Origin of the sequence: Pseudomonas sp. HN2 (assembly GCF_020736465.1) — a bacterium.
Lineage (GTDB): Bacteria > Pseudomonadota > Gammaproteobacteria > Pseudomonadales > Pseudomonadaceae > Aquipseudomonas > Aquipseudomonas moraviensis_A.
Genome location: NZ_CP085885.1, coordinates 2,256,877 through 2,276,380 on the forward strand (window position 1 = coordinate 2,256,877; position 19,504 = coordinate 2,276,380).

The following is a 19,504-nucleotide window of genomic DNA, read 5'->3' on the forward strand; positions in this document are numbered from 1 at the left end:
GGCAGGCGCTTGGGCATGTCACACTCCGAGCCGAACTGACGCACCTGATGTCAGGCGCAGGTCGGGCAGGGCGTTGGCTATCAATAGATGGCCGCGAGCGTCGATGCAGGCTGGCTACAGTTGCGACCATGGCTTGAAGTCTATGCATTCGTCGGGCACACCGAAATCGATGAGGCACGCTGCTTTGCTCGTGTTCTCATTGAGCGACCTGACCGCCACCGTCCAACGCGGGCTAGCCTGCAAGGCTTCAACGAGCGCCAGGAAATACGCCTCATCCACCTTGGAAAGGGAATGGCCGAGGACGACGACCTGAGTGATCGATTTCAGTCCTTCGAAGTAAAGCTTTTGCTGCTCGATGATCTTGACGCTCGGTTTGAAAGTCTTCTCGAACTAGTCATCCAGGATGCCCATCGCCTCCGCAAGCCGGGTATCAGTGTTCTCGTCCACTCCGTCTTGGAGCGACGAGCGATCAGCGACTGCCCGTGCATGACCAAGCACCAGGTCAGAGCTTTCGTCTTCGCCCTCACCATGGATGTGCAGAATGTTCTCTGGAGCAATGTCGTACAGTTTCGTCAGCGTGCTGGTGTAGTTGAATGTCAGGTAGGCGGCATCCTTGTCCAGGGAGGTCAGCAGTTGGGGAACCTGATCGCGGCCAGGCATCGGGATGGATCTGATCCAGTTCGCAAAGTGTTGCTGCAACCCAGCCGACAAACCGGTCGCGACCTTTTCCACTTCGTACTGAAAGTCGTGATGGCCAGCATCGCTCCAATCCTCAGCCGAGTAGGGAACGAGGAAGCCCTCCAGTTCGGTGACAATGTCCTCGGTGTCCAGGTCGGCAAGCGAAAGTTCAAGCTCCGCCCAGTCTTCGTCGATGGCGATATAGCTTTCGACCCAGTCGAACACCTCACGATCCACTTTTTCCAAGTAGTTCTTGAATTGCCAGTACTGCGTCGGAAGGCGATGGTGAAGATCAAAGCCGTTGCCAATGATGTAAAGGGTATTACTGGTCATGAGGGTTCCTGATGCATGCGTACGTTGGCTTTTGCGGCGCCCTCTGTGCCGTGAAGGTCATTGATCGATTTTGGAAACTTGAGCCTTCAGAACTAGGTTCAAGGTCAATCTGCGCTTGGCGAGGGTTTTGAAGCGTCCCTGTCTGGGCGATTTCTCGGGTGCGGTACTGGAGTGCTTCCACATGCCCAAGACGACGATCTCATCGTCCTTCTCAATGCCTTTAATCCAAGCCGGATCTTTGGCCCGAATGCTGACCTCAAGGCCGATGCCATTTTCAGAGTCGTCGGGGTCGGCCCGGAATTTGTTCATTTGCAGATTGATGACGTTCTTGGATTTTTCACCTCTGATTTCAGTCCTTACGCTGCTCACGGCGCCCTGAATCGCGATGGGGTGTTGAACGGTGTTGTGCGACACTGCGTAATACGCCTCTGCGTGACGCTCAGTCTCGAAATAGAATTGATTCCAGGCGACCTTCACGTTGCCTTCAAACACCAGCTCTAGGTGCTGTTCGATGTCTTGGTCATTGTCACAGAGCGCGCGAAGCTTCAGGGCTCGCTTGGCGGAGTTGATGTACGCAGGTAGGAGGCCGGGGTTGTGCGTGTAAGTTCTACCGGCTGTCGCACGGGCACCGCCGTCATTGCCAGAGGGGCGTCCGGCTTTCTCCAGGGCTTCCTTGATCATGACCAACCGCATCCGGTAACGGTTGTGCTGGATGCTTTCGATTAAGTCTTCAGAAGTGCTGGCAATTTCATTGATCTCCTCATCCACTCCGAAGCGACAGTTCGCGGCGTGAGCGCCCTTAGGATAGAGACGAAAATAGCCCTGGACGAAAACCGGCTTGTCATACATCTCTTTGGTGTAGGGAGGATTGTGAGCGACTGGAGTGCCGCATTGGCACTGTAGAGGTTCGGCGCCAGTTCCCTTCGTGTACGTGTCAGCTTCCCAACGATCGCCATTCTGGTCGAAGGCGTGATCCATCTTGATGCCCATGCAAACCCCTCATATCAAAGGTGGATTAAATCCAATCCTCATATCGGGCATGAAACCACGGTCATCCTGCCGACGACTGCGTGGTAGCCGATACGGTTGCGCTCCATATGTTACGGACAGCTCTAGCGTTCTGGTTTATAGCTATGGGCCATCAGTCTACCAATCGAGGGCTGGCCTACAAGCATGGGGGTTCCTTATACCGAGCCGCTTTACACCCCGGCAACCCTCGGTTCGATGGCGTCACGTTGGGGGCCGCGTTCGGGAATGTTTTTTCGGCCTGCTGGTTTTCCAGTCGCACCAGTCTCGCCTCGCACTGCGGCCCCTGATGACTTTCGGCCTCTGATAAACTCCCTGTTTTTTGCGGTGTGGTTGGCGGATGACAATGGAATGGCGACCTTCTTTTCTATCGCGTCTTTTCAGAAGGGCGGCCTCTTGGCGTCTGACCATCGAAAATGATGAGCTGAGCGTCACGCTGGGCAACCAAACGTATCCGATAGCTCTCGAAGCGTTCTCCTCACTGCGCTTTCATCAGCGCCTGCTGTGGACGAACGTGACTGTCTGGATTGGTCATGAAGTTCATCTTGTTGGTTTGCCTCACGCAGCCCGTAGCACCCTGGATCACCAGCTTCTAGCGGTAACGAGCAAGCAGCACTTTCGGGCTTATTACGCCAAGATCACGGGCTGGCTGAAAGAGGTCGAACGGGTCGCGGCTACAGCAGATGCAGAGCATCGCTGGCTGACACACGACATGCAGCAGGAGCTTCTCTCCAAAAAGGGTGCCCTGGGGATCGATGCTGCAAAGCTCAAGGCGTTGTTTGATTCTCCAGTCATCCAGGCAGCGATGGAAGATAACCAGTCGCGCGTGCAGGGACGGTTGCGTCAGTGGTCTCAGGACTGGACTGAGCATTGGAAAGCTCGTAATCACGTACACATGATCCGAGAGCTCGATGCTTGCTCAGATCTTCTGGATAATGTCGAGTCACGAGAGCTCAATGATGAGCAAGCAAAAGCCGTTGTTTGCTTCGACAACCGGGTTCAGCTTATTGCCTCCGCCGGCTCCGGCAAGACTTCTACGATGGTTGCCAAGGCGATTTACGCGGTTCATCGCGGTTTCGTGGCCCCATCCGAGATCATCATGCTGGCCTTCAACAAGGATGCTGCACAAGAGCTGCAGGAAAGGGGCGCTCAGTCTCTCGCACGGCTAGGTATGGCCGGTGTCACGATCAATGCGCTCACGTTTCACTCACTGGGCCTCAAAATCATTGGCGGCGCTACAGGCAAAAAACCAAGCGTCCCGAAGTGGGCTACCAAGGCGGATCTCGGGCTGGAGAAGCTTGGGGTGATTGTCGATACGCTTAAAGACCGGTCAGATGAGTTCCGCACCAAGTGGGATCTTTTCCGTCTGGTCTTTGGACGAGATCACTCCGCTGCGCCGCTAAGAGATGTAGCGGAGGCCTTCGACAGGGAAGGGGAGGCTCGGCTAATCACACTCAATGGCGAACATGTCGCGAGCCAGGAAGAGCGTTTGATCGCCAACTGGCTCTTCTACAATGGTGTTGAGTACGCCTATGAGCGACCCTACGAACACGACACTGCAACCGCCGATCACCGTCAGTATGTGCCCGACTTTTACTATCCGCAGCTGAATCTCTATCACGAGCATTTTGCCTTCGATGCAGAGGGTCAGGCACCCGCGCATTTCGTGAATTATGCGGAAGGAGCCGATTGGAAGCGGAAGACGCATGCCAGCTACGGCACGCAGCTGATCGAGTCCACTTCACACCAATTGCGGACGGGTGAGATCTTCGCTTTTCTGTCCCACGAGCTGACGTCGCGGGGCGTGGAGCTAGATCCAAACCCCGACCGTCCGATCCCGGACTCCGGCCTGGTACCGCTGGATCATATTGATCTGGTGAAGGTGCTCCGATCGTTCATCTCTCATTACAAAAGTAATAGCCTGACGGCGACGATGCTGTACGAACGGTACGATGCTCTTCCGATCAGCGTCTTCAAGTTCCGGTACAAAATGTTCCTGGAACTCGCGATCCCGGTGATCGAAGGGTGGGATGCCGCCCTGAAAGAAGACCGTGGGATCGATTTTGAGGACATGATCAACCTGGCCGCAGATTGTCTTGAACGTGGTTACCCGTCGCCTTATCGCTTGGTCATGGCTGATGAGTACCAAGACGCCTCGCGCGCGCGTGCGAGGCTATGCCGGGCGTTGGTTCAAGAGCCTCACAGTCACCTGTTCGCTGTGGGAGATGACTGGCAGTCGATCAACCGGTTCGCAGGCGCCGATGTGAGCGTAATGACTGGCTTCGTGGAATGGTATGGTCACGGAGAGGTATTCCGGCTTGAGAAAACTTACCGGTGTCCACAGGCCATCTGTGATGCCTCCAGCCAGTTTGTGGCTAAAAACCCGGCTCAATTGCAGAAGACTGTGATCTCTGTGACGGAGCCCATCGGCCCTGCATTCCAGGCGTTTCAACTGTCCAGTAGGGATCAGGTTCGGGATGGCTTGCGGCAGTACCTGGACGACCTTTACCAGCAGTTGTCGACCGGCGTCACCCCAGGAGCCAGCGGTAGGTTGATATCGGTCTTCGTCCTTGGGCGCTACAAATCCGATGCTCAGTTCATCCCCCAGGGATGGGAGCAGCGCTACGGCGACAAGCTTGATCTCAAATTCAAAACCATCCACACCTCAAAGGGCGACCAAGCCGACTACGTATTGCTGCCAGGGATGATGGTTGGAGGGTTCCCTAGCCTGAAAGGAAATGATCCTGTCTTTAACCTGGTGATGCCGGAGGGTGACACTTACCTGCATGGAGAGGAGCGGCGGCTTTTCTACGTTGCGTTGACTCGAGCGCGCAGGTCGGTCGCCATGTTCACCGTGACAGCCAGAAATTCGCCGTTCTTGGCCGAACTGGTGAAAGACGGTGTGGTTATGGTTACGGACATGAAGGGCGAACCGATCCAAGAGGAACGATGCCCCGTCTGTCAGCAAGGGGTCGTGCTTCAGCGCACGGGTAAGTTCGGTGATTTCAAATCCTGCTCGGGCTTTCCTCGTTGCAAATACAAGCCTGAGAAGCCGAGACGGCAGGGAGCCCAACAGCCAAAGTTGACCCGTCGCCGGTATTGATTCCGTCGGCTGGATCTTGGCTCGACCGCGTCCAGGGTCAAAAATGGGGACATACATAAGCGTCGCTCTGGACGTTCTGAACAAGGCAGCACTTTTTGCTGGGTGGCAGGCATCTGCATGCTCGCCCTGTTTAACCTCGTCATGGTTGATTTGATTGTAAGAAGAGCTGATCGTCCCGCGCTTCGAGCGATTCTTGGTAACAGAGAAGCAAGTTGATGCAATGCCCATTACCCATGAAGGGGCAGGCTCAGGGCGCGATATATCGAGCGTTCATGGGGCGTAACCCTATAGGCGGATAACTGGAGGGGAAAGATCGTGGTAGACGACTCTCACGATTTTGGCGAGATAGCTGCTCAATTGGATCACCTCACAAACACTGATCCCCATGAGGCATTGAAGCAGGCGAGAACGCTGAGCCTTCAGGGGCGGAATCGGCTCAACAGCATGCAGTTGCGCGCAGCCACATTAGTCAACGCTGGAGTGCAATGCCAGCAGCAAGATGCGGTCGATGACGGGCTAGCGCTCTATCGTGAGCTCCATAGCCAGCACCCTACACCGGATACCATCTTCAACTTAGGTACTGCGATTGTCAGCTCGATTGGCTATTCGCCCAACGGTAACGGGTGGTTGGATCATAAGGAAGACACGAGACACCTGCGCTCAGAGGCCAGAGCATGTTTTTGGAGTGTGGCTCAGGATGCTGAAGCGAGCGCTTCAGCACGAAGTCAGAGCTGGACGAATCTCGCTAATCAATTGGCAGATAGCCAGCGTTTGAGCGAGTGTCACGACGCGCGACTTGCAGCTTTAGCGCTAGATCCAAAAAACGGCGTTGCTGCTCACGCAGCAGCTCAGTACCTGATTTACAGCTACCAAATAGGCCTATGTTCGGATCTGGCCGTACTAGAGGCCGCTGCGCATGCCAAGGTGGGACGAGAAAACCGAGATCGAATCATTGAGTACGCAGGACTGCAGGCAGCGGATGGCATGCTTGGCTTCCTCAATCGCTTCCAAGAGCCTCCACCCAGGGCGCCGCACAATGACCCCTTCGTTGCTTGGGTTGAGAAAGAGCGACTGACTCTTGGCCCGTCCGTTGAGCTTGTAGATCCGGAAATGGGCAAGCTTGATTGGTTGCGGCTGCCGGGCATTCTGGAGAGAGAGGCTGGAAAAGGATCAACGCCCCCGCCGATATTCGCGATGTTCAACCAGATGAAAGGCGATTTCATCCTGGCCCGTGATTTGGCCTGGCGCTCTCGGGATGAAGCGGGGTGGCCTACCTCAGGATGCTTCGATGACACCCTTGATTACGCCCTATACGGCCCGGCTACGTCTGCATTGATCCTTGCGCACCGCACAGCCATCGACCTTTTGGACAAGGTCGCCGCCGCCGCGAATCACTATTTCGAACTTGGCCTGAAACCCCAAGACATCTTTTTCGGAAAAATCTGGCGCGTGCGACCAAACAAGGCAGGTGAAACCCCACTGACTCCCAAGGTCGAATCCATAGTGCGCCAGGGTGTGCATGCTATTTACGGTTTAGTCGAGCTTGCCGATGACTATGAGGCCAGAAGCGGAATTCTCCGCCCCCTGAAAAACCTGCGAAACGCCGGCACGCACCGCTTCGTGGTCTTGCATGATCTAGGCGATATCACCCAGTGCAGAGAGGCTGCTGAAGTCGAGCATCACGACTTTGATAGATTTACTGCAACGGCCCTGGCTGCGCTTCGTGTAGCCAGGTCAGCCATTCAGATGCTTGCGCTTGCAGTCAGTGAGAAAGAAGAGCTGTTGAAGAAGTCGAAGAAGGGACTCATTGGCACCTTGGAGGTGTTTGATCATAATTGGATTCGAGGACGGGATGAAGATTTCGAGTCGGACGATTCTGGTGAGATCGATGAGATTGATGAGCCTCCTAGCCTCGATGACTAGGGGCCATCTAGTGAGCAATGCTACGGGCTATTTCACATTAGCATTGCTCGGCAACCCATCTTTGCCGGACAAGGCTGTGAAGGCCTCTAAGTGCCATTCTCCGCATCGGTGTCGATTCAAGGTGCGGCGCTCGCGCTGGACACTGTGTTGGCTTGGATAGGTGGCAAATCTTGGCCATTGCTCTCCATTAGGCTGATAGATTGCAGCTACCTGCCAGCAACCCCAGACCGCTCGCCACTGCCGCACGTTGGGTGCCCAGCATGCCGCACTTAGCGACCTGGGTTGTTCCTGGTAATCACAGTTGGTGTATCTGCATGAGCAACCGCTAGAGGTGTTCAGACGGTACATCCAGGTGGGGTTTGACTCAAAGGAGGCGGGTGGAATTTTACTTGGCCATGTGCGTGGCGAGCATTTAGAGATCATCGAAGCAACTGAGCCCTCTTTCTGCGACAGGCGATTCAAATTCCTTTTTGAGCGCACGCCTATTTTCACTACGAGCACGCCATAAGGCGTTGGAAAGAAAGCCAAGGCTTGATGCGATATGTTGGAGAGAGACATACCCATCCGCAAAATCATCCAACGCCGTCTTGGAGCGACCTGAGTGAGTGGAAGATGATGGCTGCTAACCGGCGCGACCCCCGCCTCCTACTGGCCTTGATCGTTGGGTGCAAAGGGCTGAACGTTGAGACATGTTCAGCACTAGAAAGCGATGTATCCTCGCGCAGATAAATATGCATACTGTACTTGGGTGATTGATCGGTGGAGTCGCCTTAGCTTCGTAGACACCTGGAAACCTGCCTGTGATGAATATGCTGGAGCAGTTAGATCATGGATCTTTATCTTTAAATTCCGACAGGTAGCTATGGCTCACTCTATACTTTGCTGGCTGATTCTCGCCATTTGAAATGGACTTTAAGAAAATGACCAATAACGCACTTTATTTTCCTTTTATCAGCCTTCCTCACGATGCTTGGAGCGTACGAGCATTACTTTACTGGGACGAGCTATCAACAATCGTTCCGATGATGACTCTGGAAGAACCGGACGAACTTAGTTTTTTTATGCAGGGGCTTCTATCTGAAGGGCTCGTACGGCCTGTTGTTCCTGGGCACTATCTACATCGGTGCCCTAATTTTTCGGAAAACTTCATCACTTATATTGACAAAAAATACATGGGTGGTTATTTCGCAAGTCAGACCCCTCAACTCGGATACAAACGTGTTCATGCGGAAAAGCTGGAGGATGTGCCTAATTTTCTCTGTAAGCAAGGGCTCGCTTTTGAGGTTGATCGGGGATGGTATGATCTGCGGGAAGACATTGCTGACGATTTCATGTTTTATCTTGCAGGCTGTTTGGGCGCAATGAAGGGAGTGGATGCAATACCACTGACGGACGGTAAAGGATTCGCTCGACGCAATTGGAGCAATCCTTCAACCGATGCAACTCCTCATCTCAATAAGGCGCGGCAGGTCATTTTGAATAACATTTTACCCGCTCCTGCTGAGAGTGTAACCGTCGAGCAATTATTAAGATTTAGACAAAAGCATGGTCATCTTTTGCCAAAGTTTCGCTACGCTGTGGAGAAACATTGCATTGATGTAGCTGGCATGTCGAACGCTTCTTTACGTGCGGCAAGTACAGTGAGTTTTATAGAAGAGTGCAAGTTTGACTTAAAAGAAATTGAAGAGGCGATGAAGCCGTCCTTTGGGAAGATAGTGTTCACTTCACTACTTCCTCTCCTCTCAGCAGGTGTCTGCTTCAATGGTGAAGGTGGGGCTCGCGATTATGCAGCGGGGGTAATGACATTAGCCACGGCGATTTACGGAACTGTCTCTGTCGTGAAAGAAGCTAGGAAGCTCAGTCCTTTGCAGCCACTCGCGTACGTTGCGAACGCCCGTGAATTTTTTGAAAATCGATCTTACGTTCCAACCTAGGTGAGTCACCCCTGATTTCCATTCATTCTTGATGCTCGCGGTGTGGTGCTTTTCAAGCTCTACGGGTGACAGCTATTGTTGAAATGTGACGACGCCTTATCAGAAAGTTGTGCTTGGCCCGTTGGCCATTCTCAACTCTGATATAGCGCAGATTGGCCGGATACTTGAGAGCCAGATGGCTCGGAGAGGAGCATCATTCACCGGCGGTCAGACCAAGTGCTGGAGCGCCTTCGCATCGATGTTCAAGGATGATGGTGTACTGCCCGCTGACCTGTGTGGTGAATGGGGCTTCGTCATGTCGTAGTCCAATACCGTTTAACTCAACGGCTGGCCTTCGCCCTTTGCCCCTAAGGGCTGCCCGGCCTGAATCTCGCGATCACGGGCCGAGAGTTTTCTTAAGATATAGTGGTCAGCTCTAACTCGTCCATTGCATGGGCGGTGGCACTGGGCCTGCGAACCCGAATGACGCGAAGCTCCTGTGTCCTGATTGACCTTTGGCGGGTCTTAAAATTTAAGCTGCCTCAAGTACGTTAGCATTTAACTCACATTTCTTGATCGGGAAACCGCTCACACAGCCGGGCATCACGTTTTCTTGCAGTTACCCGCCAAGCGAAAATTCTGATTAACCGCATCTGCTTCACTATCGAAAGACACGCGGTTTTTTTCTGACACCGCATCATATGACGGGCAATCCGGGCGGTGATAAACCAAGGTTTTCCGGTTGCCAATAATGGCGACATTGACTGATTTTTTGTTTGTCCCAGCTTGAACTGGCGTAGCGCTGATCTCTACCTGGCGGGTTGTAATTGACGTCGAGCCTTTGCCTCCCTTGCTGAGGTCGGCATTTAGAAAAATGGGTGCATGATCAGATACGCTGCGTCGACCCTGAGTATGGGTCAGGCCCAAGTGCTTTGGATAGTCGAACACCTGCACCGAATTGACCTTCATTGTAGAGTCCTTGCTGACAAAAATGTTGTCATAGAGATTGGCGAATTTTCCGTCCGTGGTGGAAAGGGTGGTTGCGCCATTCAGTACAAGTGGTCTTGCGCTTGAGTCCAATCTATCCCAGGCAGGGGAGGTAGGCGGGGTGTTGAAATCACCCATCAGCATGATCTGGCTGTTGCCTGGGTAGGTATCTTTCAGCCACGACCAATAATTCGAGAGCGCCACTATCTCTGAGGCACGGTCGGCTTGGCTTTTGCCGTAGAGAATGTGGACTGTGGCAACGACGAAATAGGAATTGTCAGTGAGCGATTTAAATCGAGCAGAGTAAGGCTCTCGTTCAAATGTATCCTTTCGATCGAGATAGGTCACAGCCCCGTCTTCATACGCGATAGCCTCATCCTTCCACACGAAGCCGTACATTTCTTTGTAGGTCGATCGACCCACAGCGTGCGAAGCCATGAAGCTCCATTGCTTGCCGGTTTGTCTGGTCAGTTCCTTGGCCAATGCGGCGAGAGCCTCTTCACTCATCAATTCCTGAACGGCAAGAAAATCGACTTTCTTTGCAACCTTCGCTATTGCGACAAAATCCTTCGTGTCCCGGATGCTGAGATGTTCGAGGTTCCAGGTACCTATGCTTGTAGCCGCGAGGGCGTTGGTGCAGCAAAGTAAAAGACAAACAGCGATGTAGCGGAAAAACTTAAGCATTAGGAACTCTATGGCAAAATTTGGTAGGCATCAGTTTTTGATGGCCTTCATCATCTGGCGAAGCTGCTTACTCAGTTCACTATTACGCAACTGAAGCTCGGCGTTCTCAGCTTTAAGATACTCGATGGTGCTTACGAGGCTTCTATGGCTATCGACCATCTGGTTTCCAATGGCCGCAGTGAGCGCCTCCGAAAGACGAAGATTGGTTAGGCGTTCGATTTCAGCTGTTTGGGAACGAAGCTCGTTCTGTATGACCGCCTTCGTGCGCTTTATTCTCGGTCGGTATTGGGTGGCTGAAAGGCTTTTCCACAGTTCTTCAAGTTCAGCATTCTTTTGGAGGATCAACTCATTGAGTTCAGGCTGACGGCGTTTGTTCAGCAAGCTGTCATGGACACCACTGTCTTTGGCAATGTTGCGAGCTACGATTCTTCTTTCTTTGACACTGAGTTTTTCGCCCGCCTCCATGGACGCCTTGATGCGATCAAAAGCCTTACATACGTGCAAGTAAAGGTTCCGCTTCGTGGTGGAAGTCACCCATGCAGGTTCTTCAAGGGCTTCAGGAACATTGGAATACTGACCAAGGCTGAATTTCATGTCGTTACCTTCTCTTCCAGTCGGCGCTCGATTTTCCGAACGACTTCTCCACTCATATTCCCGAGAGCCTTGAGAGGATGATTTTCTGCAATGAATTGGTGTGAGATCGCTGTGCGCTCAAGCGCTTCTGCAGGTTATTGTTCATACTGTGAGGGCATCCGGCGCAGACTTCCGGCGTGCTGCGTTGATCTACGTTCGGCGTACCAGTCTTAGGGTCATGGCACTTCGCGATATGCTGCTCATTAGCGCGCAGTGCGCAATAGCCCCATTCGAATGCGGTAAACCGCTCAAATTCATTAGCCAAGGCACTGAGGCGCTCATCGAATTCATCTCCTGTGAGCACGGAAATTTCTGCCATTTCTTTGTCAATGCGTTTGGCCGCTGGCCCATAGAAGCGATCGTCCAATTTGCCATGTGCAATCCGGCCCATCACTTCTTTGGCGTAGTCGCGCTCCATGCTGATACGAACAGACTCGCTCAGTTTCTCGCGGGTATAGCGCCTGGTATGGAAAGAGCCATATGAATGGCGGAAATGCTCCCGGATCTTTTCCATGACATTCCCATCAAATCTGCGCAGTGCAAACTCTGCAAAGGTATGACGGGCTTGGTGAGGCGAGACCTCACTATGAATCTTGCCAGCATCGGGGTACTTTTCTGCGACATGAGTCTTATAGAAAGACTTGAACCAACCCCTCAATGCGAATAGACCGTAGCCTGCGTCTGCCAACCATTGCTCATCGCTAAATTTGCCAGTGCCACGGGCGACAAGAAAAGCTTCTGACCTGTAAGCTCTATGGAGTAACGGCAGGTTGAACTTCTCCGTATCCACCGCCGACAGGTTTTTCATGAGTGTTGCTGCTTCTGCGGCAAGTCCGTGTAACGATCTTGGGTGCGCGAGCCCTGATTCTGATTTGTAGTTTTCGGATGTAAACCACCAAGAACCGTCCGGTTCTTGCTCGTAATCTGCAAGTCGCATTCCATTGATTTCCGAAATGCGAAATCCGCTCAATAATGTGATGACGGTCAAGGCTGCCTTAGTAAGCTCACAACAAAAATCACTGAGCGCGCCTTGGTTTTTCCATGGCAAAGATGCGTGGTGCCCTATGGTTGCTGCATCGATTGCGTTACCAAGCTTTATCGCAGACGGCGCCCAGTCTCGTTCAAAACGTGACAATACGTATCCCGGCGTCTGTATCCTTCTGTAAAGGGCGAGGCGATCCTTTTCACCAAACCAGCTTGTGATTTTCGTCTTTTCGCTACGCCATTGAGTAAAAAATATAGCCGCGATTTTTGCTTCATCTGATTCTATTTGGGTGATCGCTTCAGCGAGCATCAACGAAGCACAAGTCATAGGGATTGAGCCGTAGCTCCCGCCTTTACGCCATACCGCGTATTCTACTTCCAGATGTTTAAGCAAGGGCTCCATTGTGCTTTTTTTGAAAGCTCCGGTCATTCGGTGCACGACACCGTCTACGAGCTTTCCGGAATGGAGCATGGTATAAGTTTGTTCTAGGATCTTACAGAACATTGTCATTGTGGAGGGGCCAAGAATGAGGTCGCCGTCCTGATTATTCTCCTTTTTTACCATTAAAGCGCGGAGCATTGTTTGTATCTCAAGCCTAGACAGAGATTGGAGCGCTCGATCTGCAAAGTTTATCTCCCAGTACTCACAAAAGTCGCGTAAGTAAGCGATTTCTTGGCGTGCACTTGAAAGACTACTTACAACGATGCGTCCTTTCTCGTCTGCATGGCCCCGTGAAATATCCCCTTTCAGGAAACACATCTGTGCATAGAGCCTTTTTTGCATGGAGCATTTCCAGGCAAAATTGATTATGTAGAAAAGGCCTGTAATAGGATCCTGAATCTGGAAAGAATCATCACCAAGTTTATTCGCGATGGTTGGCGACTCAGGTGACATGGTAAACAGAGCGGATGGGCTTGGATTGATTTGCATGGCTTGTTTACCTTACGACAGGAACGGGGAAGGTGTAATTCTTAAGTATGTCCTTGCCTTGAATAATGGTTTTTTGGTCAAACTTCTCGAGTGCGTCCTCTATGTATGCCGCTTGCATTGCAATTGCAACGGCTTTTAACTCATCTTCGACGGAGAAATACTTTAGCTGGTTAATGCACTCGTTGCGGTAGCTCAGAAGTAGGGCGGCTGTAATGCCGTTGGTAATGATGAATTTTTTACTTTCTTTCTCAAGCTGTCCAAATGGAGAAATAGTGAAGCCTGCTCGTTGAGCAGATAATAGCAACTCATCAAATTCTTCCAATTCGGCAGTGTCGGATTTTGTCTGCGACCAACCCAGCATCAACTTTAGGTCTGCCACACTAATCATTACTTCATCACGAATAGCCGCTTGCACCTTGCGCGCGTCCTCTACCATGAGGTGGCCAACGTTAGATGCAAACAATGCTCTTTTTTTCAAGCGATACTTTGTCTCGCTCGCGTGCATATATACAACTTCTTTTACGCTTGGAGAGTGCGCGGTCGCATCTGCTCCAACAACCTCTTGTGAATATTTTTCAAACGCTTCATTGCCTGGATTGCCGCCGTCGGTGTCTATGATCGCCCGCGATTGGGCAATGGCGGTAACGCTAATTGTTTGACGTTTTACTGGGGTAGGGCTTTGGCCCGTGATACCGAGCGCCGCATTTTCGCGCCGTCGCTTTTTATTGTTCCAGATGGGGCGATTATTCAAAGCGACACGGCGGATGATGTCGGCGAAGGTTTCAATGTTAGTATCCGCATCATAGAGCGCTTGGTATTGCAGTGTGCTTTGGAAAGCGGCCATTACCAATGGCCGATACAACACGCTGTCTACACTCTGAAGGTTACCAGTGACGGGTAAGTTGAACAGCAGATCACCAGTCTCAGGAAAGCGTTTGTAGAAGCTATTTTTCAGATCCTCAAAATCAGCATATGCGCGGTATTGCAGAGACTTTGAGTAATGCATCGGTACCTCGCGAATTGGTTGCTCGCTTCGGTTTTTAGTGTAAATGGGGGAAGCAACGCTTGAGGTTATTCTTAGATCCCCCTGCCGCATATCCAAAATTCCGGATAATTGAACCCTGTCAGTAGCCAGCAGCCAAGCAAACGCCACCTCTTCGCTAGGTGTGTGCTTTAGAAGGTATAGGTAATCAATATTATGGAAGTAAAGTTTGTGGTCGCTATTCTCGGGGTAAATATCCAATGCTCCCGAGTCACGAAGGCCTGCGCGAATTAGGCGGTTTGCCTCATCAATCGTCAAAGGCGAGGAGCTTTCGATCTGGGCGTAAGCAAAGTCAGCACTGTTGTGGAGGAGTCGCTCCTTCAATCGCAGGTTTTCGCTTTTGAGTATGGCCCCTGCGAGTGCTTTGTAAACAGTACTACGATCTGTCTTGCTGGTGCTATATCTAAGCTGTTCGTAATCTCCTTTACACTTTTCAAGCAGGTTAGCGACTTGTTGCTTCACACCTTCATCACGGAGTAACTCTAAGCGCTGCTCATTCATTTCCTTGAGAAATTGACAGCAAAAACGTATTGTCGATCTCACAATCTTCAGTTCGTCTTTTTCGGGCTGGTTAGTGATTTGCCCTAAACTCGGAGTTGCCTGGCCAGACCGATTGGCAACGGATGGGATGAACGCCAAAGCTTCTCGAACAGCTGCAGCCGCGTCGGCTAGTGCGGGCTTGCCATATGCTTGGTTGAGAAAGCCGTCGAATGCCGTCCGATATACTGACATATAAACGCATACGGTATTCAGCTTAGACTTCTTTTCAGTGCGTAGATAGCGCGTGAAGTCTTCCATTACCGCCGCTGGTAATAATTGCGCGTGCGGATATTCTGTGATTGCCCAGTCTGCAAGAGCGTTGAACCGTAAAATCCTTGTATAGGCATCAATTAGCGAATTGTTTTTACATTCTGCACTGTTGAAATATCGCAATAGAGCGCGAAAGATTGGGCATTTATGATATTGCACTGGTATTTCAACGCGGCGCTGCTCGACTTTGCTACCCTTATTGACTTGCATCGAAACAATGGCGAAAGTATCTGATGGGCTGAAGTTGTGGATAGGGGTTGGTGCAAGCGTGGACAAGCTCGCAGGGGCGTCCGCAACAGCATCAGTAGTATCAGTCATCATGATCATCGTTCAAAGCACGCCTAATTTTTTCACGACGGTGAAGTTTTCCGTCGAAAATCACATATTTTTTAGTGGTGGCTTCATCTTCATGCCCCATTTGCTCGGGAACATATTGCCACGGGTCGTATCCGTGTTTGTAACAGAAATCAACTAGGTTGGTGGCATAGGTGTGTCTTAATGCATGGAAGGTTAAATTGAGAAAGCTGGACTTTGTCACAAAGTGTAAGTGCGGATTTTTCTCATGAAGTTTAGCTATTATTTGAGCAATATTGATTGCGGCTGCGGCGCGTGCTGCGTTGAATGTATTAGTTGCATGCCCCTCGAACATGGCTGTTCCACGACGGGTGCATATCAACGGCCCGTCCGAAATAGACTTCCGCCTTCCTTCCAAAAAGTTTTTTATTTTTTTGAAAGCTTTGGGCGGGATGTCGACTTGCCGGAGCTTCTCGCCCTTACCAGTAATCGGTACTGTTATTGTTTGGTCATTGGCCTTTTCGGCCTGAGCTATGCGTTTTCTTAAATCACTCGTTTGTAGATTTCTGGAATCGGTCACCTCGGCAGAGCGTAGGCCGCAGTAGTAACCAAGATGCAGAACTAGCTCGTCTCGTTCTTTTTCAAATGCGGATTGGGACTTGATGCCGCCCAGTAGCGTCTCGAAGATGTCTCTCTCGACGTACCTGTTGTACAAGTCAAAGTTGACTCGCTTCTTCCCCTCACCCTGTTTCTTTTGCTCATCCGAAATGTAGTGGTAGGTGAAGGATACGGGAGCATCAAGCATCCCAATTTGCCAGGCATGCGCGTAGAACAATTTGAGCGTAGAGATGTGGCGATTGATCGACTTGTTGGAACACGACCTAGCCATTTTTAGGTGGCCATACAGATAGCCCGACATGTCTGCGTCTGTGAGCAGCCTCCAGTCCTGTGCGTGTGCTCGCAGTGCCTCGAAGAAGCTTCGTAGGTCATGGGCGCAGGAGCGAATGGAATTTGGCTGCTGGCCTTCTTGGGCGAGGTGTATCAGGAAGAGAGTGGGCGCTGGAACGATGCTCTGTTCTGCGAGTTGGCCGTCATCGAGGATGGCGTAGGTGCTGAGGGGGCCGCCTGACCAGTTGATCTCCTTCACATATTTGATTTTCACCGCTTAGCGTCCCGATCTCGTGAAGCACCATTCGCTTCATAAAGCCAAGCTAATCAACAGGTTATCTTGCTGTCAATGTGCCATTGGAAAGAATGTCAACGTTTCTGAAAAACGGGACTCTCTCGGATAAACCTCTCCAATGCTCGGCACCAGATTGTGTAAATCAGCTTCGGCCTTTTGATAAACCGGGTCGTAGCGTGTGCAATTCTTGCGTCCGCCTTGCTGCCAGCATTGTCGCTGGTGACCGATCTGCCAGGCCGGCACGATGTGCTCCCATTCGATTCTCGATGCACGCTTGGCGTTCTTGCGCGGCACGTAACCGCAAGCCTTCAGATCGACCTTGTTGCCGGTGTACTTGCAGCCGCAGTAAAACTCCGTGGACTGCGGTGCGTAGAGTTTCCACGCCGCTTTCTTGGCTTCCGAAAAGGTGCGTGGGGCGCCAGCCTGGGCGCCCACGGCAAAAAATAACAACAGCAAAGCAACACAGCGGACACTCATTGAATCAATCTTCCTTCGGCACAACCCAAAAAATCTGCACGCCACCGTCATCGCGATAGGCGAGGGTAACGTTGTCGTTCTCGTCGATTTCCTCGAGCAAACGCTCCCAGTCATCCATCGGCTCATCCGGCAAACGGAAAATCAGTGCGGCTTTGGCTTTTTGTGCGGTAGGGGAATTGATGATTTTCTGAACGCGCATACCCATGCGTTCGTAGGCGTCAGGAGCAGCAGGAGAGGTGGCCACGAGGTTATCCTTATTAAGCTGTACGTGCATACAGTATTTAACTGTAAGCGATTTCGCAACTGCTTAAAATTCAAGAAAATCCTCTGACAGCAGGTTTCCGATTTTGGTGTAAGGCTCGTCGAGTTTTTTGTGGGAAGAATGCTTGAAGCGTGTGAGGGAGCCACCACCCGCCGAGTCCGGCAGGTGGTGAGCAATTGCCTGATCGAGAGCTGATCAGGCGAAGGTCAATCAATATTCCCAGAACATCCGCTGCAGTTCTTTGCTGTCGTTGGTCTTGGTCAGTGCGACCATCGCCAGGATGCGGGCTTTTTGCGGGTTCAGGTCGTGAGCGACAACCCAGTCATATTTGTCGTCAGGCTGTTCGGCGTTTCGCAGGACAAAACCGCCGGCATTGACATGGGACGAACGAATGATCTGCACGCCATCCTTGCGCAAGGCTTGCAGGGAAGGGACCACGCGAGAGGATACCGAACCGTTGCCAGTGCCGGCGTGGATGATTGCTTTGGCACCGGATTGGGCGAGTGCCTTGTAGGCGGTATCGCTGACGTTGCCGTAGGAGTAGGCGATTTCGACGTCAGGCAGGCTCTTGATGTTCTTGATATCGAATTCCGAATCCATGGTGTGACGCTTGGCCGGCAGGCGGAACCAGTAGGATTTTCCTTCGACGACCATGCCCAGCGGGCCCCAGGCACTTTTGAATGCTTCGGTCTTGATGTTGATCATTTTGCTGACGTCGCGACCGGACTGGATCTCGTCGTTCATGGTGACCAGCACGCCTTTGCCGTGCGCTTCCTTGCTGCTCGCCACGGCTACAGCGTTGTACAGGTTGAGCATGCCGTCTGCCGACATCGCGGTGCCCGGACGCATCGAGCCGACGACGATGATTGGCTTGTCGGTCTTCTCGACGAGGTTCAGGAAGTACGCGGTTTCTTCCAGGGTGTCGGTGCCGTGGGTAATGACGATGCCGTCGACGTCCTTGCTGTCCGCCAGTTCGGAAACGCGACGGCCCAATTGCAGCAGGTTGTCGTTGGTGATGCTTTCCGATGCGATCTGCATGACTTGTTCGCCACGCACGTTAGCCAGTTTGCTCAACTCGGGAATGCCGGCGATCAGTTGTTCGATACCGACTTTCGCTGCCTGATAGGTGGCGCTGTTTGCGGCGCTCGCACCGGCGCCGGCGATCGTGCCGCCCGTAGCGAGGACAACGACGTTGGCCAGTTTGGTCTGGGTTTCGACTTCTTTTGCCTGAAGGGCAGTGGGCAGGAGCAGCAGTAGGGCCAATGCGCCCGGAACCAAGGTATTGAAAGCAGATTTCATTATTTTTCTCTCTAGTCGTGAGACGGTGCTGATGCAGGTTCATCTAGATGCGCCCCAAGCCGATCTGAATGCTTGGGGTGCAGGGAGGGGAGCAGGATTCATACCATGGGTAATGTGCCCGCGGAAAATGTTTAACCCGATGATTTAAATCAATATTTGTCGAGAGACGGAATGTTCTTGCGGACTGTTCCATCCGGGATTCCGAACGACGGACGGATTCGTGTTCGGCTCACCGATAGGCAATCGCTTAACGCCTGCTGAATAGCAAATACCCGCTAAAGAAATGTGCTCTCAGGCCGATGCGTCCTCAAGGAAACCAAATCTTAGGAGTTCACATGTCACTGACGGTCGGTTTTGCCAATCCCGCTGCAGTCACCATCGGCGGTAAAACTGCAGCGACGATCAACACCCTGAACGACGCGACCAATGAGGCAGCGGCGCAGGCGCTGGGTACCGAGAAGACCGAAACAAATCAGGTCAGAACCGGTGGCGGTCCTGTACAGCAAGAGAGCAAAACCGAGAGCGGCGGCAACCAGAGCGTCACCGTCAAGACGTTGCTCAAGCGCATGCAGGAGTTGCAGAAGCAGCTTCAGGAACAGCAGCAGCAATTGGCCGCAGCGCAGGCTGCGAGTTATCCAACGCCCGAAGCCAAGTCCCAGGCCATCATGTCCATTCAGGGGCAGATCGCGCAGACCAGCGCGGCAATGACGGAAGTCGCCGGTGCACTGGTCAAGGAAATGTCCAAGGGCGCCAGTGGTGGCTTGGTCAACACCACCGCGTAATGTGTCGTAGGGGCGAGTCAGCGATTCGCCCTACAACAAATGACGATTTCTGATTGTTGACAAAAGTCGGCGGGATTCTCATAGTTCGGTCTACGCAAACGTTTGCGCGGCTTCAACAGGGCTGATGCACACTGCCGTGATGTAGCTTACGTCAGCGCAA

13 protein-coding genes and 2 pseudogenes are annotated in these 19,504 nt (G+C 52.2%); 5 read left to right on the plus strand and 10 right to left on the minus strand.

All coding sequences use genetic code 11. The features are described 5' to 3' along the window. Window positions 1-114 precede the first annotated feature (114 nt). Together LIS66_RS09975 and LIS66_RS09980 are read right to left on the minus strand one after the other, a co-directional pair. Window positions 115-1,011: pseudogene (locus LIS66_RS09975) on the minus strand (bacteriophage abortive infection AbiH family protein). Between the two features lie 57 nt (window positions 1,012-1,068). Further along, entirely contained in the window at window positions 1,069-2,001 is a 933-nt protein-coding gene (locus tag LIS66_RS09980) for a hypothetical protein (protein ID WP_227974153.1), read from the minus strand. Between the two features lie 382 nt (window positions 2,002-2,383). On the opposite strand from LIS66_RS09980, the gene LIS66_RS09985 reads away from it, so the two are divergent. From LIS66_RS09985 to LIS66_RS10000, 4 genes are all read left to right on the plus strand, one after another. After that, window positions 2,384-5,140, plus strand: a complete 2,757-nt coding sequence (locus LIS66_RS09985; protein WP_227974154.1) for a UvrD-helicase domain-containing protein — start codon at window positions 2,384-2,386, stop codon at window positions 5,138-5,140. A gap of 315 nt (window positions 5,141-5,455) precedes the next feature. Beyond that, complete coding sequence (locus LIS66_RS09990; RefSeq protein ID WP_227974155.1) at window positions 5,456-7,063, plus strand: LA2681 family HEPN domain-containing protein; 1,608 nt, start codon at window positions 5,456-5,458, stop codon at window positions 7,061-7,063. A gap of 534 nt (window positions 7,064-7,597) precedes the next feature. After that, complete coding sequence (locus LIS66_RS09995; protein WP_265583242.1) at window positions 7,598-7,792, plus strand: Mov34/MPN/PAD-1 family protein; 195 nt, start codon at window positions 7,598-7,600, stop codon at window positions 7,790-7,792. A 191-nt stretch (window positions 7,793-7,983) separates the two neighbouring features. Continuing rightward, the gene (locus tag LIS66_RS10000; protein WP_227974157.1) at window positions 7,984-8,997 is read left to right on the plus strand and encodes a hypothetical protein; all 1,014 of its coding nucleotides are present in this window, start codon (window positions 7,984-7,986) and stop codon (window positions 8,995-8,997) included. Between the two features lie 582 nt (window positions 8,998-9,579). Here LIS66_RS10000 and LIS66_RS10005 read toward each other — a convergent pair. The 8 genes and pseudogenes from LIS66_RS10005 to LIS66_RS10040 form a co-directional block, all read right to left on the minus strand. Further along, window positions 9,580-10,647, minus strand: a complete 1,068-nt coding sequence (locus LIS66_RS10005; RefSeq protein WP_227974158.1) for an endonuclease/exonuclease/phosphatase family protein — start codon at window positions 10,645-10,647, stop codon at window positions 9,580-9,582. A gap of 30 nt (window positions 10,648-10,677) precedes the next feature. After that, window positions 10,678-11,241 (minus strand): hypothetical protein, encoded by a 564-nt coding sequence (locus tag LIS66_RS10010; protein WP_227974159.1) that lies wholly within the window; start codon window positions 11,239-11,241, stop codon window positions 10,678-10,680. A 52-nt stretch (window positions 11,242-11,293) separates the two neighbouring features. Then, window positions 11,294-13,195 (minus strand): hypothetical protein, encoded by a 1,902-nt coding sequence (locus LIS66_RS10015; protein WP_227974160.1) that lies wholly within the window; start codon window positions 13,193-13,195, stop codon window positions 11,294-11,296. 7 nt (window positions 13,196-13,202) lie between these two features. Then, on the minus strand, window positions 13,203-15,365 hold the full coding sequence (locus LIS66_RS10020) for a hypothetical protein (protein WP_227974161.1): 2,163 nt from the start codon (window positions 15,363-15,365) through the stop codon (window positions 13,203-13,205). Then, window positions 15,358-16,503: a tyrosine-type recombinase/integrase gene (locus LIS66_RS10025; RefSeq protein ID WP_227974162.1), complete on the minus strand. Its 1,146-nt coding sequence runs from the start codon at window positions 16,501-16,503 to the stop codon at window positions 15,358-15,360. Before LIS66_RS10025 ends, LIS66_RS10020 begins: the two co-directional genes overlap by 8 nt. 105 nt (window positions 16,504-16,608) lie before the next feature. Beyond that, a pseudogene (locus LIS66_RS10030) lies at window positions 16,609-17,001 on the minus strand (endonuclease); the annotation flags it as partial. Between the two features lie 4 nt (window positions 17,002-17,005). Further along, window positions 17,006-17,275, minus strand: a complete 270-nt coding sequence (locus LIS66_RS10035) for a DUF1654 domain-containing protein (RefSeq protein ID WP_016774035.1) — start codon at window positions 17,273-17,275, stop codon at window positions 17,006-17,008. Between the two features lie 198 nt (window positions 17,276-17,473). Beyond that, a complete protein-coding gene (locus LIS66_RS10040) occupies window positions 17,474-18,562 on the minus strand; it encodes an asparaginase (RefSeq protein WP_039762072.1) in 1,089 nt (362 codons plus the stop codon). A 335-nt stretch (window positions 18,563-18,897) separates the two neighbouring features. Between LIS66_RS10040 and LIS66_RS10045 the strand changes: the two genes are divergently transcribed. After that, window positions 18,898-19,344 (plus strand): hypothetical protein, encoded by a 447-nt coding sequence (locus LIS66_RS10045; RefSeq protein WP_042609445.1) that lies wholly within the window; start codon window positions 18,898-18,900, stop codon window positions 19,342-19,344. The last annotated feature ends 160 nt before the right edge of the window (window positions 19,345-19,504 follow it).